The organism is Spirosoma flavus (genome assembly GCF_054778555.1).
The window spans coordinates 1,582,020-1,605,171 of sequence record NZ_BAAGZL010000001.1; the positions used below are offsets into that span (position 1 = coordinate 1,582,020).

Consider the following 23,152-nt stretch of genomic DNA (forward strand, 5'->3'; position numbering starts at 1 on the left):
ACTAATTCCAAATCTTGGCTTGGTAATTGCAGACAGTTTGGTGGGTATAGATCGCCTAATAAGCGAAAAGCGAAGAATGTTGACTTAGCTATACGTATGAAGTCGGCTTAATGCTTACATTTGCCATTAGCTGGCTAAATTAACCGCCGGTTAAAAAATATAGCGCTTCGTTAGACGATTGTCCTGTTTTTGGCCGTTTGATAGAAGAACGGACCACACGCTACCAAAACTGAACCTGAAAGTACCCCGAATGGTGAACCCTTACTTTGTTCACAATACTGTATTCTGCTCTCCTATAACCCTTGTCGGCCGCTTTTTGTTTTCATCGAATAGTTGGCTGATGGTAGGATGCTGGCTGCTGTTAGGAGTGAGCCTAAGCTTTGGTCAGGACCAACCGACGCCCGCCCGACGAGGTGCCGCAGGTCGACGACAACAGGCGGCTGTTGATTCGGCCCGTGCCCAGGCACGACGGCAGGCTCTGGCACGCGCTGACTCAGCTAAGAAAGCGCTTCAGGATCGGAACGATAGTATCCGGGCGCTACGTAACGCCAATCGTCGAGCTACCATTAACTGGCCTGACCGACGAGCCACCCGTTTCTCCGAGCGGCCTTCTAAATCACCATTTATTCTTCGCGATCCCAAAGGCGTTTCAACCGATTTCCGGCTTTCTCCCGATGGCGGTGTGGGCGTATCGGAGCGCGTACGAACGGGTGTATCACTGTCAGGGGCACCTTTATCCAATACCGCTGTCGGACGTACTGATACGTCCTCACCAGCTACGTCCGGTACGTCTACGCCAGGCACTAGTCCGATATTGCCGCCGTCGCAGTTTGGGCTACCGTATCGACCAGCCGAAACCATTCCGTTCTCCAAGTTCAATCAACTGCAAAATCAGAATGTTGAGCAGAGTATACTACGTGAAAACAGCGCCCGGCGTGATGGCCAAAGTGCGCTAACGGGCCGCGGCCTGATTCCCAAACTTGAACTTCCCCCCATCATCGACCGGATTTTTGGCGGTAGCCAGGTTGATTTCAAACCGAATGGCTTTGTTACGCTCGATTTTGGGTATCTCTACCAATTCAACGACCGGCCCGATATTCCGGTGCAGCAGCGTCGAAATGGGAACTTCATTTTCAACGAACAGATCAGCATCAACTTCAACGGGAAAATTGGTGAACGTCTGGGCGTACTGGCTAACTTCGATACGAAAGCCAGTTTTAACTTCGAGAACGCGCTTAAGCTGAACTATAAACCCGGCGGAGGACTTCCCGCCTTTGGTTCGGGGCAGGGCTTGCCAAGTGTACCGAACTTACCTACCGCGCCTAACCTTCCGGGAGCCAATGGGCAACTGCCCGGATTTACACCGCAGAACGAAAGCATCCTGCAAGGCCTGGAGGTCGGGAATATCAGTTGGGCCGTTAATAGCCAGTTGATTCCGGGCGTGCAAAATCTGTTCGGTATAAAAACGCAGCTACGCTTTGGCAAACTGAATGCTACATTGGTGGCATCGCAGCAACGTTCCCGCAAGCAGGAGATTGTGCTACGGGGTGGTACGTCGAACCGTGGTTTTGAAATTCGGGCCGATCAGTACGACGAAAACCGACACTTCTTCCTGTCACAATTTTTCCGGTCTAACTACGAAGCATCGCTCAAAACGCTGCCTCAGGTCACATCGGGCGTCAATATTACCCGTATCGAAGTTTACGTAACGAACCGGACCAATACAACCGAATCGCTACGTAACGTAGTAGGTTTTCAGGATTTAGGTGAGGGTAATCCTTACAACCAGACCAACCCCAATCTGAACCCGTACACTCGTACCAATCGGACACCAACCGACAACGTAGCAAACGGCCTTTTCGGGAAACTGACTGCCAATTCAGCAGATCCCTTCCGGTCGGTTGACCGTACCAACGAAGCGCTGACTGGTACGTATAATCTGGCGAAAGGAACCGACTACGACCTGCTACGTGGTGCCAAACGATTGACCGACCGCGAGTATAAACTTCAATCTGAACTGGGGTATATTTCGTTGGTTACTCCGTTACGTAACGACGAAATTCTGGCCGTCGCCTATGAATACACGTATCAGGGCCGTCGCTATAAAGTAGGGGAGTTGACCGAAGATTACCAGGCCCGCCCCGACGATCAGGTGCTGGTACTCAAGTTGTTGAAATCGGCCACGCTACGTAACAACCTTCAGTTGCCGATGTGGAACCTGATGATGAAAAACATCTACTCGCTCAACACGGCGCAGGTGACCCGGCAGGGATTTCAACTACGTATCATTTATAAAGATGATTTGACTGGTATCGATAACCCGAACTTGCAGGAAGGTCGTCTGACGCAGAACCGCCCGTTGGTACAGCTGTTTGGGATGGACCGACTGAACCAACAGCTGGACGCCCAGCCCGACGGCAACTTCGACTTTGTTGAAAATATAACGATTGACAGTCGCTATGGTAAAATTATTTTCCCAGTGCTGGAACCGTTTGGTTCATATCTCGATCGTCAGTTTGGCGCCGACGAAACCGATCTGAAAGCCAAGTACGTATTCAACCAGCTGTATCGTACTACGTTGGCGGATGCGCAACAGATTGCTGATAAAAATAAGTTCTTCCTGAAAGGATCTTTCCAGTCGGGTAATGGCGCTGAGGTTCAGTTACCTTACGGTGTTAACGAGCAGTCGGTGCAGGTAACGGCTGGGGGTGTACCACTCACTGCGGGGCAGGACTACATACTGGAAGCGCAGGTCGGCCGACTACGTATCATCAACGAAAGCGTGACCAACTCAGGCCGTGAGATACGTATTAGTTATGAACAGCCTGACCTTTTCCAGAACCAGATCCGGACCCTTATTGGTACGCGGCTCGATTATGCCTTTAATAAAGATTTCAGTGTAGGGCTTACGGCCATGCACATGAAAGAAACGCCCGCTGGCTACCTAACCCGCGTAGCACTTGGCAATGAGCCAGTCAATAACACCATTCTGGGCTTAAATGCCAATTATCGCAAAGATTCGCCTGGACTGACGCGCCTGCTGGATGCGTTGCCCATCGTACAGACTAAAGAATTATCGACGGTTCAGGTTTCGGGAGAAGTGGCACAATTGTTTCCGGGAACCAACCAACGCGCTCGAAATGAGAGTTATCTGGATGATTTCGAAGCTGCTCGAACAATCTTCGATTTAACCCGGCAACCTACCCGCTGGCGGCTTGGGGCTACACCCCAGCAGTTCCCGCAGGGTTCCTTTGCTGATCCGCTGCCCTATGCCTATAATCGGGCCCGGATCTCGGTGTATTCCGTTGACCCAAGTATCTATTCGCAGGGTTCGCTTGCGGTAAACTCCAACGTCGATCCCGAAGATGCGAACCGGCACGTTTATGAACGTTACTTCCTGCCAACTGACTTATTTCCAGGCCGATCGGCACGGCCCGTTCAGCTTCCTGAAAGCATTCTGGACGTAGCTTATTTTCCAAGTGAGCGGGGTATCTACAACTATAATACGAACCTCACGCCTGATGGTTTGCTGCCTAATCCGAGACAAAACTTTGGGTCTGTTACGCGGGCAATTGCTTCGGATATTGATTTCGACAACGCCAACGTAGAAAACGTTACGTTCTGGCTGATGGACCCGTTTGTGCAAGGTGATGCTGGGATAATTCGGGGTGGCCCTAATCAGGTATTCAATAATACAGGACGCGCAGTAGGAGGAAAATTGGTCTTCAACCTTGGTGATATTTCGGAAGACGTTATTAAGGATGGCCGCTATGAATTCGAGAACGGATTTCCTATCGCTGGCGATAGCGCACTGACGTCGCGCCAGCGGGGTACTGATAATACCGCGTGGGGACGCGCTCCAAGGCAGCAATTTGTGACCAACGCATTTCCAAGCGGTGGCCGTGATCAGCAGGATATTGGTCTGGATGGCTTAAGGAACGATGCGGAAACAACGTATTTCCAGAACTACCTGAATGCAATTTCAACACGTGTGACCAGTGCCAGTGCGTTGGATGAGATCAGAAAAGACCCCTCGGGCGATGATTTTAGATTTTATCTGGGTGAAGAGGCCGACGAGCAGAAATACATTGTAGCGCGGTACAAGCGATACATGGGTATGGAAAACAACTCGCCCGAAAGTACTGGCGGGAACCAGCTTCTAACCCCGGCATCCACCATTCTTCCCGATATCGAAGACCTGAATATCGATAATACGATCAACGATAACGAAGCGTATTATGAGTATGAAATCGATCTCCAGCCGGGTAAGCTGGAAGTAGGGCAGCGGTACATTGTCGATAAAGTGTCGGTACCATCACCGGGGGCGCCGGGGGGCGTGGTGAACTGGTATCAGTTCCGGATTCCGGTGCGGGAGCCGCTACGTAAAGTAGGCAGTATCAATGGGTTTAAGTCCATTCGATTCATGCGGATGTACCTGACCGATTTTGCTGATCCCGTCGTGCTACGTTTCGCTCAACTGCAAATGGAAGCGAACCAGTACCGCAAATACACCGGCGATTTGACGCAGCGCGGTTTGCAGGAAGTGCCTGAACCATACGACGCTAATTTCACCGTCTCAACGGTTAACATTGAAGAAAACAGTAGTACGCAGACAACCGCACAGGGTGGCGATAAATATCCGTATACTGTGCCGCCGGGCTACGTTCGTGACCGTGACTTCACGGCAGTAAACACGGTGGAACTGAACGAGCAGTCCATGCGTCTAAGTGTAACGAACCTACGCGACGGCGATTCGCGGGGGGCGTTCCGAAACACGAATTTCAATCTGTTGTTTCGGGAGCGACTCAAGATGTTCGTCCACATGCACAATCCGGATAACGAGAGTGGGCAGGTCTCAGCCTTCGTTCGGTTGGGTACTGATTATACCGATAACTATTACGAAATTGAAATTCCTGGCCTGCAAGCTACACCTCCTGGCAATCAGCCTGATGATGTGGTGTGGCCTTCGGCAAACGAGCTGGATATCGCCTTTGAAGAACTGGTTAACCTGAAAGCTGAACGTAACGGCGACCGCAATTATACCCGTCGGACTTCACTGCCCTATGGTCATCTGTCAGCTAATAGGCGTTACGTAATTACGGTAGTAGGTAACCCTGATCTTAGCTCGGTACAGTCGATAATGATCGGCGTTCGTAATCCTAAAATTACAAATGATGGCGAACGACCGAAAACGTTTACTATATGGGTCAATGAACTGCGGGCCAATGGCTACGACCAGCATGCAGGATGGGCGGCCATTGGTGCGGTGAATCTAAAACTGGCTGACCTCGGTACGTTGACAGCGTCGGGACGTATCACTACGTTCGGCTTTGGAGGGGTGCAGACACGTATCGGCGAACGGGCGCTTGAAACGACGTCAGAGTTCGGTATTTCGTCGGCCATTTCGGTCGATAAATTCCTGCCTGCCAACTGGGGACTACGTATTCCGCTCTATATCAATTACGATCACCGCAACGTAGATCCGCACTTCGATCCGCTAGATCCGGATATGCCGCTGGAAACGTCGCTTGCGACCAAAGGTTCAGAGGCTGAGCGGGATAGCTATCGACAATTGGTACAGGATAATACGACTCGCAGAGGCTATAACTTCTCCAATGTTCGGAAGGTGAAAACGAATCCGAATGCCAAAGCGCACTTCTGGGATGTTGAAAATCTGGCGTTTACCTACGCGTTCAACGATACCAAACGAACGAATATCCTAACACAGGAGTATCTTCAGCAACAGTACCGGGGCGGCATTTCGTATACGTTCAGTGGGCAGCCAAAAGCATTTGAGCCCTTCCGGAATGTTCAGTCGTTCGAAGCGCCTTACCTGCGTTGGCTCAAAGATTTTAACCTGACGCTTTTGCCCTCGTTGGTGTCGATTCGGGCCGATATGGACCGGAGTTTCATTAAAACGCAGCTTCGTTCGTCGGACCTGACGACCAACGGTATTGTGCCACAGTTTGAAAAATACTTCCTGTTCAACCGCTATTACGACCTGACGTTTAACCTGACACGCAACCTGGTAGTGACGTATCACGCGCAGGCCAACGCCATCATCGACGAACCAGCCGGCGACATCAACACGCAGGTTAAACGCGACTCGATTCTGAACAGTATCAAGCGGTTGGGGCGGATGAAAAATTTTGTGCAGGACATCCGTGCTACGTATCGTATTCCGCTGGATAAAATTCCGCTGCTCGACTGGATTGCCGCCGACGCGATTTATGGGGTTGGCTATCAGTTTCAGGCGAACTCGTTTGGTGTTTCTGATACGTTGGGCGTGCCTTTCGGAAACATCATCCGGAACAATCGTGAGCGGGGCATTACGGGGCGGGTTGACCTGATCCGGCTGTATAACAAGATACGCTATCTCCGCTTTGCCAATACACCCGCGCCGGTACGTAAGAATTTTTCCCGAAACCCTGGTGATATTGAGGAAATTGAGCGGGGTGACAGTAAAATATTGAAAAATTTTACGCGGGCGTTGCTGACGGTACGTGGTATCAACTTTTCGTACACATTACAGGAATCTACGATTTTGCCCGGCTTCCTGCCAACGCCCCGGTTTTTTGGGGTCGATGAAAATAATGCGCCCGGATTGGGATTTGTGCTTGGTAGTCAGGATGGGAGTATAGCCGCGCGGGCAGCTCAGAAAGGCTGGCTGTCGCCTAGTACGGTTCAGAACACGGCTTTCCAACAGAACATTACGAAAAAGTTTTCGGCCAATACTACGTTAGAGCCGTTCAAAGATTTCCGAATGGTAATCAACTGGCGCTTAGATCGCACGGATGCGTATCAGGAATATTATCGACCCGGTTCGCAGGGGGGACCCTTTGAAACGTTCTCACCAGTGCGGAACGGACAATTCAGTATGTCGTTCTGGTCGTTCCGAACGGCATTTATTGGCCTGCGTCCGAATAGTACGTCGCCTATTTTCGATCGTTTTGAAAGTTATCGGCAGTATTTCATCGATAAACTGACGGCGGCCAATCCTGAAAAGAGTGGTAAATACACGAAAACCTCGCAGGACGTATTAATTCCAGCATTTTTCGCAGCTTACAGCGGTCAGCCCCTAGAGAAAGCGCAGTTATCGCCGTTCTATAATTTCCCGCTTCCGAACTGGCAGGTAACGTATAATGGACTATCTGGTCTGGAATTTATTAGAAAGCGGTTTACATCGTTTACAGTGAACCACAGCTATTCGTCGACGTACAGCGTAGGTAATTTTATCTCGAACCTGGATTACACAGCGGCTTACGTCAATCTGGCGGTACAGGGATATCCAATGGCAGCTTCCATTAACCAGCAGGGTCAGTTTGTTCCGGTGTTTGCCATGAGTACAATTACGATGTCGGAGAAATTCGCTCCGATGCTGAGTATTCAGTTCCAGACGAAAGGCGCCAGTGGTGCTCCGGCTGCGGGTGGCCAACCTGCTACCAGCCAGTCGAAAGGTATTACCGGTCGTCTGGAATATAGCCAGAGCCGCGATGTAGCCCTGAATCTATCGAACTCACAGGTGGCCGAATTGAGTAGTAAAGATCTGACGGCGTCACTCGGTTTCACACGCCAGAACGTGCGAATTCCGTTCCGTATCAATGGCGCTTACAAACGACTCAAAAATGATTTGACTTTCGCCTGTGCGCTTACTTTCCGCGATACTCGAACCATTCAGCGGAAGATCGATGCGGAACAAATTATTACGGCGGGTAATATAAACTTTCAGCTACGTCCGCAAATCAGCTATATCGTTAGCAGACGCCTGAATTTTAACCTGTACTTTGAACGTACCTTCAACGATCCGCTCGTGTCCACTAACTACTACACTTCCAGAACGTCGGGTGGTGTGCAGGTGAAATTCAATCTGGCCGAATAATTAATAAGCCCCGATAGTAAGAACTTATCGGGGCTTATTAATTATTCGGCTAATCATCGTCATCATCTCCCTCTTCTTCGTCATCATCGTCGCCACCTTTTCCTAATCGGACAAAGGCCCCTCGGCGGGGGGCAGGCATCCGGCTTTTTTCGCCACGTACCGTTTGCCAGACAATTTCGCTAAAAATCAGGTCGTCAATTTCATCGGGGCGGGTGAGGTTGAACATCGACGAGCGTCTGGAATTTCGGTTGACCGCTACGTTCTTCTGATTTAAATCAATGCCCGGCTCACGCGCTACGAACGGCGTTAACGTAGCAGATTTGCTGAAACATCGCCACATGGGCGTAGCAGCCGCATCGTACTGGCTCATCGGTTTCATCCCCAAAATCAGCTCGATGGTACGTAGCATGCCCGATGTCGAATACATGGTGTGATCGACAAAACCACGCTTCACAAAACCACCGGCAACAAAGGCAATCGAGCGGTGCGCATCTACGTGATCGGGGCCATTCTGGGCGTCATCTTCCAGAATAAACACAACCGATTCCTTCCATATCGAGCTTTTAGAGAGATGTTCTACAAAACGCCCAACCGCTAAATCGTTGTCAGCCAAAGCCGCTTCGGGAGTGGGCATTCCGACACGCGCACCTGATGTATGGTCATTACCAAAACGCAGCGTGTTGAGCCGGGGTAGTTTGCCTGCAGCAACCAATTCGTCGAAATCCTTTTCCCAGGCTTCTTCCCGCTTGTGGTCCATGTAGCCCAGATTATAGCCTTTGAACGTAGGACAGAATTTGCCCGCAACCGTCTTTATGTTCGGCTTTTCGCCGTCGGCAAACCAGCCATAAGTACGATATGAAATGTTGGCACGCAGGCAATGATCCCAGATGAAACCGTCGCGTGGATGGGCAATTTCTTTCTGACCTTCGTAATCATACGTACCGCCCCGGCCGCCATAACTCGTTACCCAGTTTTTCTCTACGTAATCGTTGGCATACGCAGCCGACGACCAATTATGTCCGTCGGCGCTGACTTCGGCATCGACGTAGAAATTATCCAGCAAAACAAATTCTTTTGCCAGCGCATGCTGATTCGGTGTGATTTTCTCTGGAAACAGGCAGAGGGCTGCATCTCCGTTTCCTTCTTTCATATCGCCCAGAACCTGGTCGTACGTGCGGTTTTCTTTAATGATGTAAAAGACGTATTTGATGGGCGATGGAGCACCAACCCGCATCGGAATAGGATTGCCGACTTCACCCTCGGCCTGTAATTCCTTGCTTTTTGTGTAAGGTGTATTGCTGTACACCAGTCGCGAATAGGCCGCCAATACGTCCTTGTCGGGTACGTCGATGATGGAAAGCGTTCCTTTAAATAAACCCGCGATGTATTGAACAGGGCCGACATTGGCCTGCGGATTGGGCCCAATTTGTTGCGAAGTTCGTGATCGGACAGGATTCGGTCCTTTAGGATTAGCTTTTGAGGAAAAGCCTTTTCCGTTGGTTACGAATAATCGCGAGTCGATCACTTTGACGGCCGTTGGATACCATCCGGTCGGAATAAAACCACTCGACTGGCTATGTCCTTTGCGCGTTACGTCGAATACGGCCAGACAGTTGTTGTCGGCATTGGCTATGTACAACGTATTATCATCCTCGCTGAGCGCCAGTGCATTGGGTGTAGTGCCAACGGGTGCGTTGGGGAACAGCGATGTAGTAAGTGTTTCGACTACCTGCCGTTTCGCTACGTCGATTAGAGCTACTGTATTATCATTTCCGTTAGCCACGAACAGGTAATTTCCGTCGCGGGTCAGGAGCAGGTCATTCGGGTTTTTGTTGGTTGGAATCTGCGCAATTGTCTGATACGTATCGACGTCAATAAATAAGACTCTAGATCCACCCCAGACTGAGACAAAAAGCATTTTCTTATCTGCCGACAGTATACAGCTATAAGCAGCCGCTCCGACGTTCAGTTTATGGATCGTCTGTCGGTTTTGCGTATCGACAATATAAAGCGAGCTATCTTCTTTCGTTACGACATAGAGCCTATTCCGGGCATCGTCCACGCACAAACCTGTGGGCGAAATTTTAACGGGCCAGGGTTTTCCCAGCACGATAGGCTGGTCGGGTACTAACTGCTCATTTTCCAGTCGGTAAACCAGAATCTGATTGTCGTTGCCTCCTGATGCATAAAGCCGTTTTTCATCGGCGCTGAAGGCCAGCCCCAGCCAGGATTTAGCTACTTTGGCAGTATCCAGAATTTTCTCACTGTTGGCGTCGATTAACGTAATGCTCTGCGTGCTCTGGCCGTTGTTGGTGATTGCTACGTATTTTCTGGACGGTGAAACAACCAGGTTTAGCGGCAGATCGTCCAGACTGAGGCTGCGTCCGGGGGGAGTCAGCGACCAGCCATTTGGCAAATTGACCCGGGCCGCAGCTAATTTTTTATACGTCTCATTTTCTTCCGATGCCGACGTAGAAGCGCTTTTGCGCCCGCAACCAATCAGGCACGACAAAGACAAGGCAGTAAGCCCATAAAGTAGTAGCGAACGTAGCGTCATACAAGATCAGGTTAGGAATGATTATAGATTAGTTCTCTGACAGACAGTAGCTTTAGTTTCGCTTCGAATATAAGATGTTTCTGTGCTTGGGCGAATGCAATTACGATTAACGGATTATTAATCCTGCGTCTTACCTGCAAAAAAATGCTATTGTCTTAGCTAAGCGTAGTGCTGAAAGTATTTGTTAAGTTGTTAGATACGATATGGGTAACGTATCAAAACACCGAAGCCGGTTCAGATTTTCTACATCTGAACCGGCTTCGGCGTTACACTGGAGTTAGCTTTCTTAGTGTTTCAACAACTTGACCGTCTGACGTTGTGATGGAGTTTCAACTTTCAGCAGATAAACACCGCCCGATGAGCCAACCCGCAGCCGAATCTGCTCCTGATCCGAAGCGGATTCACGCTGCCACGTATCGACCGGAACTCCTCGTTGATTGATGATAGTGGCATGCAAGGTCTGTTGACCAGCGCCCATCACCAGCACTTCCACCCACTCGCCGACCACCGGGTTGCCCAGTACCTGTACGTTAAGTTCTGGCAAGTTCTCCGCCGATTGACGTGTGGGCGCATTACAGGCCGCCAGCCAGTTGTAACTGAAAGTGGCTTCGCCGGCTGTACCCACTTGAGTAGCCTTCAACACAATCACTGGATTGTCGGTGTACAACCGCAATTCATAGGGGCCACCTGCCGTGGTAGGGGCCAGTTCGTTCACTACCGAGAAACTGATTGGCTGGCCGTTTAAGCCGCTATACTGCGGAGTAAAGCGAATCAGGCGCTGCTGAGCACTGATCGTCTGACAGTTCAGTAGTTGTACACCCGTGATGGCGAAAGCACCCGTTGGCGGCACTGTCACCTGATTGATCGTCAGTACAAAGCTGGTGCTGACTGATAGACCGCCTGGATCGGTAGCGGTGATGAACACCGTAGATACCCCACTTACGGAAGGTGTACCACTGATCACCGAGCCGCTTAAGTTCAGCCCTGCCGGCAGACCGCTGGCACTTAGCACCAGCGCATCTCCGTTGGGATCAGTGAATGTGTTGGCTGGGATGTTGTAGCTGAATGCCTGTCCAACGACTCCCACTTGGTTAGGAATTGACTGAGTAACGGTAGGAGCCGCGTTAACGGGCGGAGTGCTGTTGCAAGCCGCCAGCCAGTTATAGCTGAAACTCACTTCGCCAGCCGTTCCTGCCTGAGTGGCCCGTAGCTCAATCACCGGATTGTCTGTGTAAAGATCAAGGCTGTAAGGACCTGGTTGGGTGGTAGCCGGTAATTCATTTACTACCCGGAAGGTAACCGATTGCCCGTTCAGTCCGCTGTATTGAGGATTGAAACGTACCCGACGCTGATCGGCTTTGAGTACTTCACAGCTCACCGAACTCACCCCTACAATAGCAAAGGCGATAGGCTGAGTAGGCTGAGTTTGCACCGTCAGGTTGAAAGTGGTGTTCACCGATAGATTACCCGGATCGATGGCGGTGATGCTAACGCCGAACGTTCCCGTCTGCGAGGGTGTACCACTGATCAGATTGCCCGTCACGCTCAGGCCGGGAGGTAAGCCTTGTGCGGAGTAAGTCAGGGGTTGGCCCTCAGGGTCGGTAAAGTACCCACTCAGGTTGAGTTGGTAGGGCTGATTCACCGTAGCGGTCTGTGCACTAATACCCACCGTGGTAGGAGGCTGATTAGGGCTGCTGCCGGTGGAGCAGGATGCCAACCAGTTATAAACATAACGCGCTTCGCCGTTACCAGCTTGATTAGCCACCAAAGTAATGGTTGGGTTATCCTGATAGAGGTTCAGGGTGTAAGGCGCTGGTTGCGTAGTGGGCGCCAGTTCATTTGCCACTGAAAAACTAATTGGATTCCCGTTTGAACCCGCATAACGAGGGGTGAACTGCACAGAGTACTGACCTTTGCCGGGATTTATCTGGAAGCAGTTCACCATGTTGACGCTGGTGATGGCGAAGTTAGTGTTGGGTGCCTGAATAGTCAGCAGCAGGGCCGGAGCTGGCGGACTGGTGCAGGTACCTACCGTGCAGGTTGCCGTCAGTGTATAAGTGCCCGGGGTAGTAAGTGTATAGATATTCCCACTAGCCTGTCCGGTTCCACCCAATACCTGCCAGCTGAGCGTACCGGAGCAGCCGCTTGCGGTAACAGAAATTGGTTGATTAACTGTGGACAGAGCACTGGCCTGTAGACCAGGTGCAGGTACGGCATTGTCCTGGCCCACCTGAGCCAAGGCCACAGCGGCACATCCGTTAGTTCCTGTCAGAGTTACCGAATACGTACCGGCCAGACTCACCGAGATACTGGGTGTTGTAGCGCCCGTGTTCCACAGATAGGTACCATTGCCACTAGCTGTCAACGTAGCACTTGGGTTGGCACAGGTCAGCGTAGCACTTGCGGGGGTAATATTCACCGAAGGTAAATCAGTGTCTTGACCAACCTGAGCCGTGGCAATCGATGTACAGCCATTCGCCCCTGTAACAGTCACGGAGTATATCCCTGCTGCATTTGCCGAAATGGAGGACGTAGTAGCTCCTGTGTTCCACCGATAGGTACTACCACCGCTGGCGGTTAACGTAGCACTCGGGTTAGCACAAGTTAACGTAGCACTGGTGGGAGCGATGCTCGCTGAAGGTACATTATTGTCTTGCACGACCTGAGCCATAGCTGTAGCGATACATCCGTTAGCTGCGGTTAGGGTCACTGAATATGTACCAGCAGATGTTACGCTGATAATAGACGTACTGGCCCCTGTATTCCAGCGATACGTACCACTTCCATTCGCGCTTAACGTAGCAGTCGGAGTAGCACAGGTCAACGTAGCGCTGGTGGGGGTAATGTTCACCGATGGTACGTTGATATTTTGGTCAACAGTCACCGCCGTTGTGCTCGAACAGCCGCTGCCACTGCTCACCGTAACCGAATAGGTACCCGCTGCGTTGACAATCGCCGTGTTGCCCGACTGAATGATCGATCCCGGTCCGCTGAACTGATACGTTGTACCTCCGCCTGCTGTCAGCGTAACGCTGGTCTGGGCGCAGGTGAGCGTACCACTGGCAACCAGCGTAGGCGTTGGTACTGGATTTACCGTAACCGACGTAGTAGCACTGGACGATAAGCCGTTGCTGACAACCACCAACGTAAAGTTGCGAGTGCCGGAAGTGTTCACCGTTATGGATTGGCTAAAAGCCGTTCCCGTCCCGTCGCCTGAAATGGCATTCTGACCATCGGCCAACGTATATGTGTAGCCACTACCCACATTACCCAATGTAGCCGTAAAACCAACGACTCCTCCAGTACAAATGGTAGCATTGATGGCGTTAAAACCAGTTATCGTGGGGCCGGGCAGGTAGTTGATAGAAAACGGCGCAGCGGCAGTATTGGGGTTACCGGCTCCATCCTGTGCTGCGTTGTTCCCTATATTGATTGTCACTAGTCCATTGGCAGAAGGCGTCACATTAAAGCTATAAGTAGAGCCGCTTCCCGCAAAGTCGCTCAACGTACCATTGCTCACCGTTACGTCACTCGCTATAAAGTTCGTTACGTTCTCTGAGAAGGTTACGGTGACAGGAATGGGCGAAGTGCTGGTCGTAGCGCCACTGGCACCCGCCGAGGAACTGATGCTAACCGTTGGCGTAATGGCGTCGACCAGCACGGCCGTTGTTGAAGCGACGTTATTAAGCGTCAACGTAGCGTTGTTGGTGGCGGCATCCCGGATAGTACCGTCGTTGGGTGTTAGAGCCGACGCCAGGGTGATGCCATCCGTATCTTGTTCGCCGTTCTGTACGGTGTAACTGAATGTCAGCTCATTAGTGCCGGAGCCACTTACATAGCTGGCTTGCCGAGCAGTGGAACCAATCGTCAGGAGTAACTGAGGTGTGCCTGTCACCAGAACGGTCTCGGAGAATCTAACCAGGAAGTTCAGGTTTTGACCAGCTCTGTAAAAGCCATTAGCAGGTACACTTACACTGTTTATAACCGGCGCCGTGGCGTCCTGATTGATGGTAAGACTTGTACTGGCTGTGCTCTCTGCCTGAGCGCTGAGCTGAGCCGTAGCATAAACAATGTTTGTTGTATTGAGTGTGAGTGAAATGCCAATGTTCCAACTCGTGGCACCGGCGGTTAACTGCTGGGTGGCAATCACCGTATTATTGCTGGCGTTGTAAACACGCACCAGACTATTGGCGGGGGCGGTGCCCGCAACGGTTATAGTAGCGGAGTTAGTTAGGGTACCATTGGGCGGACTGGTTATTACCGGGGCCGCTGTTACCGGCTGGCTATACGTGATGGTAAATTGGGTGGCCGCCGTGTTCCCGTTGCCGGAAGCATCCTGTGCTACGTTGGCCGCTACGTTGATGCTCACCAGCCCATTAGCGGCTGGCGTTACGTTGAACGTATACGTAGTACCACCACCCGCAAAGTCGTTCAGCGTACCATTGCTCACCGTTACTTCCCCGCTCACGAGGCCGGTTACACTTTCAGAAAAGGTGAGCGTAAATGGAATAGGCGAAGTGCTGGTGCTACCACCCGATGTACCCGCCGAGCTGGCGATAACAACCGTTGGGGCAATGTTATCGGTAACAGTGACGGTTACCGTAGCCGTGGCTGTTCCTCCATTACCATCCGAGATGGTATAAGTGAACGTAGTGATACCACTGAAATTGGTCGTTGGGGTGAACCGTACCACACCACCAGTCAACGTAACAGTTCCGCCAGTAGCAGGTTGCGTGACGGAGGTAACGGTGAGTGCCTCACCGGTGTCAGGCGCGCTGGAATCATTGGTTAATACGTTCACAACCGTAGCTCCGCTGTTCTGATTGACCGAAACAGCGTCATTGTTAGCGGTGGGCGGATCGTTAACGGGTGTAACTGTTATAGTGACCGAAGCGGTGGCAGTGCCCCCATTGCCATCGGAAATGGTGTAGGTGAACGTAGCAGTCCCGTTGAAGTTAGCCGCCGGGGTGAACCGCACCACACCCCCCGTCAGTGTAACGGTGCCCCCGGTAGCGGGCTGAGTGACGGTCGTAACGGTGAGTGTTTCACCAGTGTCAGGCGCGCTGGAATCGTTGGTCAATACGTTTAATACAGTAGCTGGCGAATCCTCAGCGACAGTGAACGTATCATTAGTGGCTGTAGGCGGATCATTGACCGCCGTAACGGTGACGGTGACTGTAGCCGTGGCCGTTCCTCCATTACCATCGGAAATGGTGTAGGTGAACGTAGTGGTACCGTTGAAATTAGCCGCTGGCGTAAAACGTACCACACCACTAATCAACGTAACGGTGCCACCAGTAGCTGGCTGGGTGACGGAGGTCACTGTAAGTGTTTCGCCCACATCGGGCGCACTCGAATCGTTGTTTAGTACGTTGAATATGGTAGCCCCGCTATCTTCAGCCACCGTATAGGTATCGTTGGCGGCAGTAGGTGGGTTATTGGGCGTTGAAAACCCTCCGTTTAATGCCAGACCTGTATACGTACTTGACGCAGTAGCCGGAACAATGACCGTTTCGTTGGCGCCCGTCGTTGTATAGCGAAATACTCGCCCGGTACTGGATGCAGCGTTGGAAACGTAAATAAATCCACCTGTACGGTCAAGCGCTAAATCCTGAGGTACGGTAAGAGACGAGTTCGTGCCGTCTTTCAGGGTGGTAGGATTACCTGGGAACGTAGCACCAGGCCCCACATTTACAGTTTTGAGTGCGTCACTGACATCACCAACTGCGGTAGAGCTTGTAAAGGTTGTGAAATAAAGTGTATTGGTCGATTGGGCAAGCGCTAACCCGCCTGGAGCAACGTTGCCGCTTCCGGCGGCTGCTATGACAACGGTGCGGTCACTAACGGCATTCCCAGCCGTATTTAAGGTATAACGTAGTATGGCTCCGGAATTAATAAACTGGTCTGATACGTATAAATATCGATTGGTCGGATCGTAGACAAGATCAGTCGGATTATTGAACCCACCATTAGCTGCTGTGCCAATGACGAGCGTAGTTGCCGTGGGCGAAGAGCCAGTTACACCATTCAGCACCAGTAAAGCATCAGCTACATTGTTGGCATCCCCCTGCGAGACATACAGGCGATTGTTAGCCGCATCTAGGGCCAGCCCGCGAAAGCTGTATTGGTCGCTGCTGCCGAGTAGCACAGTTCGCCCTGATACCGAGTTACTGGATGGATTATACAGATAGCGCAGAATACCCGCTCCTCCTCCAGTTACAGAATTATAATCATCAACTACATAAATGAAGTTAGTCGCTGGGTCGTAAAGTAAATCGCTGGGTTGAATAAAATCGTCTATATCATTGGCCAGTACTGTACCGGCTGAGGGCAGCGTGCCCGTCAAATCAACGGAAATCAGCGCATCGCTGGTAGCAACACCACTGCCTCGTGTGAGAAACAGCCGTGTGGGTGTCTGAGCCTTTAGTAGCCCGGTAGTTAGTGTTAGCAGGAACACAAGTAAAAATCGAAAGCACATACGCGAATAGAGGGAACGTTGAAAATAAATAGTTAAAGATTCTTGAGGTGGTGGCGATAATGTTAGTAATACACTGGTAATCAGTAAGAAACTAACAAATACTTGTGAGCATTAGCCAGGTTGATTAGGTAATACGTGAGCTGGCTGCTTGCAGTATTTCAGGCGGCACTAAAGCAATGGTGCCGACGCTAGGAGATAAGTTTACACGTAGTAAAAGCCATCAGGATGGTGACGTTGCTCGAACACCTGAATTTTAGGAGCAGAGAAATGAAAATGTAAAGGTTTATAGACCATAAAAGTTGAGCTGTGTTGGACGGGAAAGGTAATTGGATTATTGTCGGAGTAAATTATGGGTATATTTTAATATTAATAAAAAGTGTATGAAATTTTTACTCACCGGTAGGTGTAAATAATCGTTTTTAAATATACAGTTTACTTGCTTTAAGTGTTCTTTAATGAGGTTATAAAGAAAATTGGTAACAAATTTTGAGTGAGTGTTAAAGATAAAATGTGCTTGTTTAATTGATTGATATATGACTATTCTAATATGCTTCACCTGCCATCATTGAACAATCTGTTCATGCCGAGTGATCTGATACGGTATGCTACGTTTCAATTGACAGTACGCAGCTAACCCAGTTAAATGCGGCAAATCGGTTTGATGCTTATCAACTGGGGTTTAGATTGGACTGGATAGCGGTGGTTGTTTTCCGTTAAAAAGTGATAAGCACGTCAACCATGTATAGGCGAAAGATGTTGTATTTGCTACACTTGCTGCTTCTTCTAATACGGGCATCATGGGTATAATTAGCCTAAAAAAACTGAGCAAAAAGAGAACTATAACAACCTACTTATGCAGTACAACCAACTCGGAAACACTGGCGTACTAGTGTCAGAACTTTGCCTGGGTACCATGACTTTCGGTGGTACCGGTTACTGGAAAGCGATGGGCGAACTCCAGCAGAATGCCGTCAACGACATCGTAAAAACCGCTATCGACAGCGGCATCAACTTTATTGACACAGCCAACGTGTACTCGTTTGGCGAATCAGAACAACTGCTGGGACAGGCCATTAAAGAACTCGGCCTCTCGCGCGATGAGCTTGTAATTGCCACGAAAGTTCGTGGTCGTATGGGCGAAGGAAAAAACCAGGTGGGACTGGGCCGTTTGCAAATTATGCAGCAGATTGAAGGCAGCCTGAAACGCCTGCAAACCGACCATGTTGATTTGTATCAAATTCACGGATTCGACCCGATAACCCCGCTCGAAGAAACCATGCGTGGGCTCGAAGACGTAGTGCGGAGCGGTAAAGTGCGCTACATCGGCTGCTCAAATCTGGCGGCCTGGCAAGTCATGAAAGCCAATGGCATTGCCGATAAATACGGCTGGACGAAATTTATTTCGACCCAGAATTACTACTCCATTGCTGGGCGCGATATTGAGAATGAAATTGTTCCGATGGTGCAGGATCAACAGATGGCTATCTTGCCGTGGAGCCCGCTGGCGGGCGGTTTTCTGTCCGGAAAATACCGACGCGATAACAAACCCGAGGGTGATTCTCGTCGGTTAGGTTTCGATTTTCCACCTGTGAATCAGGAGCGTGCGTATGACATTATCGACGTAATGGCGCAAATTGCCGAAGCACATGGCGCATCGGTGGCACAGGTTGCTCTGGCCTGGGTGCTGGCTAAACCGGGCGTAACCAGCGTAATTATAGGTGCCAAAAATACCGATCAGCTTACTGATAATATCAAAGCCACCGAAGTAAAATTGACGGACGAACAACTCCAGCAACTCGATGAAATAAGTGCTAACCCGAAGCCTTATCCGCAATGGATGATTCAGCGGCAGAGCAGCGACCGGCTGGGGGCCTATAATTTCTCGCCTAACCAGTCGGCTGTAGTGAAATGACGTAACAGTTAGGTAACGTAGCGTTTGCAAATCCGGCCGGGGCTACCGTATTTTGTGGTCATAAAATCAATATCATCGACAATGAATTTTCCCGCAGAGCTGAGTTACACGGAAGACCACGAATGGATTCGGGTAGACGAAGACGGTACGGCAGTGATTGGCATTACCGAGTTCGCCCAGCATGAATTAGGCGATATAATTTTTATTGATGTCAATACGGTTGGACAATCGCTCAGCAAGGGTGAAGTGTTTGGCGCTGTAGAAGCTGTGAAAACCGTATCTGATTTGTTTTTGCCCATTGATGGTGAAGTAGTTGAGCTCAATCCTGCAGTCGAAAAGTCGCCCGAATTGCTCAACAGCGACCCTTACGGCGAAGGCTGGATTATCCGACTGAAACCGTCTGACGCAGGTCAGGTTAGTGGCTTATTGACCGCCGATACGTACAAGGAACTGGTCGGTGCCTGATAGATAATTTATTGAACCAGAAGGCTCCGAGAGGGGCCTTTTTTGTGAACTATATCAACCCAATTCCACTAATTCAGAAGAGTTTGGGGTGTTGACTATGCAAATCCTGATACGTTCGGCCCGTGTAATTGATGCTGCAACGCCGTTTGATGGCCAGACGGTTGATTTATTAATTGACAATGGCCTGATTCGCCAGATTGGGAAAAACCTGACCGCTGAAGCGAATACACAGGTAATTGAAGCTGATGATCTGCACGTATCGCCCGGCTGGGTCGACTTACGGGTATCGGCGCAAGACCCCGGTTTTGAGCACAAAGAAGATATAACCAGTGTTTGTCGGGCAGCCGCAGCCGGTGGCTTTACGGACATTGCGGTATTACCCAATACGTATCCTGTTATCGATGCGAAAGGAACGCTGGGCTACGTTCAGCGCATGGCCGAAGGGCAACCGGTACGTGTACACGTAGTGGCGGCCGTGACGAAAAAAGCGGATGGTGAAGATTTTACCGAAATGCTGGATCTGCACCATGCCGGCGCCGTTGCGTTTTCGGATGGCCATCACCCAATCCAGAACCCTGATTTACTGCTTAAAACGCTGCAATACCTGCAACCCATCAACGGGCTGCTAATGAACCGGGCCGAAGAAGTTTTACTGACGCGTTTCGGCCAAATGCATGAAGGTATCCAAAGTACATTGCTTGGCCTGAAAGGTATGCCCGCACTGGCCGAAGAGCTGATGATTGAGCGTGATCTGCGCCTGCTGGAGTACGTAATAGGGGCAGAGGGAGTAGGGCAGGGGGGCGAGGCCCCGGCGCTTCACTTTTCAACCATTTCTACGGCCCGTTCCGTGGAGCTAATCCGGCAGGCGAAAGCAAAGGGGCTACCTGTGAGCTGCGACGTAGCAGCACACCAGCTTGTGTTCGATGATACGTCGTTGGCGGGTTTTGATACGAGTTTAAAAGTGAACCCGCCGTTTCGGTCTCCAGAGGACGTAGCAGGTTTATGGGCTGGCTTAGCGGATGGCACTATCGACGCTATCGTGTCGGACCATACACCGCAGGATGCCGAAAGCAAAAATGTTGAATTCGACGTAGCGGATTTTGGAATAATTGGTCTCGAAACCGTTTTTGCCGCCGTTATGAGTCACAACCGGGGCTTGTCGTTAAATCAGCTCATCGATAAACTATCGATACGTCCCCGGCAGATTCTTCGACTACCGTCCGTTACTATTGCCGAAGGCCAACCGGCCAATCTGACCCTGTTTCAGCCTTCTCGTAGCTGGACGTATGAACGGACGCTTTCGAAATCGAAAAATTCGCCATTTTTCGGCCAGACGTTCACCGGGCGCGTATTGGGTACTAGTTATCGGGGACAATATAATTCTGCTATATGAAAAGTATTATTGAGTATTTCAGTCACCCACTGTTGAAATTTCCGCTGCTGGCGGGGTTGATGACGGGTGTGCTGTGTTTTCTTTATTTTCTGGGTTTATACGCCCTCGACATTCCTCCACTGGGCAACATCCGGGTGCTTGATTATGGTATCCATATTATTGTGATGGTCGCTACGGTCTGGTATTACCGCAAAAACATCGGCCACGGTCGACTGCATTTTTGGGAAGGTTTAACCATTGGTTATGTACTCAATACGATGGCTGCTCTGGTGACGGGCTGGCTCATCTATTTCTTTGTGACTCAAATTGACCCCGGCGTGTTTGCTGAATACATAGTGAATTCAAAAAAGCTACTGCTGGAAGGTAAAAAACAGCTCACCGATCAGTTCGGACCAGAAACATTCACGGAGCAATGGACAAAAACAGTCAATATGAAACCCTCTGTCCTGATTCCCGACGAGTTGACCAAAAAAACAGCACTGGCCGTATTACCAGTACTAATTATTTCGCTCATTTTTCGCAAGCAGGATTACAGCGTATTGCAGTAGAGTAATTGCAATAATTTGATTTTCAGGTAAATAATTAATGCGAACGTAGCGCCTAAAAACGTATGAACGAACAAATTACCCCAACACGTATTGCCCTAAAATGGGGACTCATTTTGGGTATCGGATTAATTATTTACTCTACCATTACGTTCACGGTCGATCTCGTAAATAGTCCCTGGGCAGGTTTTGTCACGTACGGCCTTATCATCATAGCCAGTATACTGGCTATGCGGGACTTTCGGAAGCGGAATGGGGGATATATGTCGTATGGAGAAGGGTTTACTTCAGGTACGCTGACGGCGGCTGTTGGAGGCCTGATTTCCAGCCTGTTTTCGGTGTTTTATATGACTATAATTGACTCGGGATTAATGCAGCGGGTCGCCGAAAAAGCCCGGGAGCGGTTAGAAGACGAGGGCACTATGTCGGATGAAGACATTGATCGGGCAATTGGAATAATGGAAAAATTTCAAAGTCCCGGATTCCTGTTTGTTTTTGGGGTAATTGGAACGGCTCTGTTAGGTGTCGTTTTTTCGGTGATTATCGCTGCATTCATACGCCGAAACAAGAACAATCCGTTTGAATAAAATGGAGCATTGAATAAAATGAAAAATGGATGGGCTCGTCATTAAGTATCGGCTAGCAATAATTAGTTATCCATTTTGCTTTATTCATTTTCTAAAAGACCGAAACATACAACTCTCCTTTCCGCGTGCTGGCTGTTTTTCGCAAAGAAGTCAATCAATTTTTCTCGTCGCCCATCGCCTACATCATCATGGGGGTGTTTCTGACGGTGGTAGGTTTATTGCTCTGGGTATTTCCTGATACGAGTCTGCTGGAGAACGGCTATGCCGACCTGGGTACGTTTTTTAACGTCACGCCTTTCGTTATGCTGTTTCTGGCACCGGCCATCACCATGCGATCCATTGCTGACGAAATACGGGCGGGAACGCTGGAATGGCTGCTGACAAAGCCCGTAAGCCGATGGGCCGTAGTGGAAGGGAAGTTTCTGGCGAGCTGGCTGTTGGTTATTCTGACGCTTTTACCAACATTACTCTACTACGTTACGTTGTATCAACTTGGTTCGCCGGTAGGCAATATCGACTCGGCGGGTGTATTTGGCTCTTACATTGGCTTGGTGCTGCTCGGTGGCGTTTTTGTGGCAATTGGACTGTGGGCCTCGTCACTCAACGATAACCAGGTCGTAGCCTTTGTGCTGGGCGTTTTCTTCTGCTTTCTTTTATACGCTGGCCTGAGTTCGCTGGCCGGATTGTCGTTTGCAGGAGGTTTGTCTTATTATTTATCGCTGATAGCACTGGATGAACAATATCGGGCCTTGGGTCGAGGGGTTATTGATTCCCGTAATCTAATTTATCTTATAAGTTTGATCGTCTTTTTTCAGGTATTGACTGTTCAACAGTTAACTAAACAAAAATGAAATATCTGATAGAACGCCTGAACGACGTAGTGCTTATGCGCTGGCTGGCTATTGTCTGGACCGTGGTGATGCTTTGGGGATGCCTGACGCCACACCAGGAACTTCCCAGTACGTTGTTGACCGTGAGCGATAAAGCGATGCATGTCGCCATTTTTGTTTTGTTCGCATTCCTGTGGCAACGCGCTGGTTATTCATTACCCGTCGTCCTTGTTGTCGGTATTTTTTTTGGGGCCTTTATTGAAGTAATGCAATACGTATTGCCCATTAACCGCAGCGCCGATTGGCTCGACCTGCTGGCCGATAGCATTGGTGCCGTGCTGGGCGTGTTTTTAGCCTGGTTAGTGACGAAATATATTATTGCCTAAGGTTTTACGGCCCGGTACTAAAACGCCACTGATAGATACCGATGTCATTTGGAGTCAGTATTCTTATACTGTGAAACCAGTAACAGACGAAAAATGGCAGCTTTTAATCATCAGTGACTA

Annotated in this window: 10 protein-coding genes; 8 read left to right on the forward strand and 2 right to left on the reverse strand. The window is 50.1% G+C overall.

The window, feature by feature from the left end; genetic code table 11:
- Positions 1-250: 250 nt before the first annotated feature.
- Positions 251-7,879, forward strand: coding sequence for a T9SS outer membrane translocon Sov/SprA (gene sov, locus ACYVF1_RS06130; RefSeq protein WP_461076643.1), 7,629 nt, complete (start codon positions 251-253; stop codon positions 7,877-7,879).
- A gap of 49 nt (positions 7,880-7,928) precedes the next feature.
- Here the strand turns inward: sov and ACYVF1_RS06135 are convergent, their stop codons facing one another.
- Positions 7,929-10,436: a bifunctional YncE family protein/alkaline phosphatase family protein gene (locus ACYVF1_RS06135; protein ID WP_461076645.1), complete on the reverse strand. Its 2,508-nt coding sequence runs from the start codon at positions 10,434-10,436 to the stop codon at positions 7,929-7,931.
- A gap of 286 nt (positions 10,437-10,722) precedes the next feature.
- Positions 10,723-16,893 (reverse strand): Ig-like domain-containing protein, encoded by a 6,171-nt coding sequence (locus ACYVF1_RS06140; protein WP_461076647.1) that lies wholly within the window; start codon positions 16,891-16,893, stop codon positions 10,723-10,725.
- Positions 16,894-17,767: 874 nt separating this feature from the next.
- Here ACYVF1_RS06140 and ACYVF1_RS06145 point away from each other — a divergent pair.
- From ACYVF1_RS06145 to ACYVF1_RS06175, 7 genes are all read left to right on the forward strand, one after another.
- Positions 17,768-18,826 (forward strand): aldo/keto reductase, encoded by a 1,059-nt coding sequence (locus tag ACYVF1_RS06145; protein ID WP_461076649.1) that lies wholly within the window; start codon positions 17,768-17,770, stop codon positions 18,824-18,826.
- A gap of 81 nt (positions 18,827-18,907) precedes the next feature.
- On the forward strand, positions 18,908-19,291 hold the full coding sequence (gene gcvH, locus ACYVF1_RS06150) for a glycine cleavage system protein GcvH (protein ID WP_461076651.1): 384 nt from the start codon (positions 18,908-18,910) through the stop codon (positions 19,289-19,291).
- A gap of 97 nt (positions 19,292-19,388) precedes the next feature.
- Positions 19,389-20,684, forward strand: coding sequence for a dihydroorotase (locus tag ACYVF1_RS06155; protein ID WP_461076653.1), 1,296 nt, complete (start codon positions 19,389-19,391; stop codon positions 20,682-20,684).
- Entirely contained in the window at positions 20,681-21,232 is a 552-nt protein-coding gene (locus ACYVF1_RS06160; protein WP_461076655.1) for a DUF4199 domain-containing protein, read from the forward strand. Before ACYVF1_RS06155 ends, ACYVF1_RS06160 begins: the two co-directional genes overlap by 4 nt.
- 62 nt (positions 21,233-21,294) lie before the next feature.
- On the forward strand, positions 21,295-21,816 hold the full coding sequence (locus ACYVF1_RS06165) for a DUF4199 domain-containing protein (RefSeq protein WP_461076657.1): 522 nt from the start codon (positions 21,295-21,297) through the stop codon (positions 21,814-21,816).
- A gap of 125 nt (positions 21,817-21,941) precedes the next feature.
- Complete coding sequence (gene gldF / locus ACYVF1_RS06170) at positions 21,942-22,667, forward strand: gliding motility-associated ABC transporter permease subunit GldF (protein ID WP_461076659.1); 726 nt, start codon at positions 21,942-21,944, stop codon at positions 22,665-22,667.
- On the forward strand, positions 22,664-23,032 hold the full coding sequence (locus ACYVF1_RS06175; protein WP_461076661.1) for a VanZ family protein: 369 nt from the start codon (positions 22,664-22,666) through the stop codon (positions 23,030-23,032). The genes gldF and ACYVF1_RS06175 overlap by 4 nt, the downstream gene beginning before the upstream one ends.
- Positions 23,033-23,152: the final 120 nt, after the last annotated feature.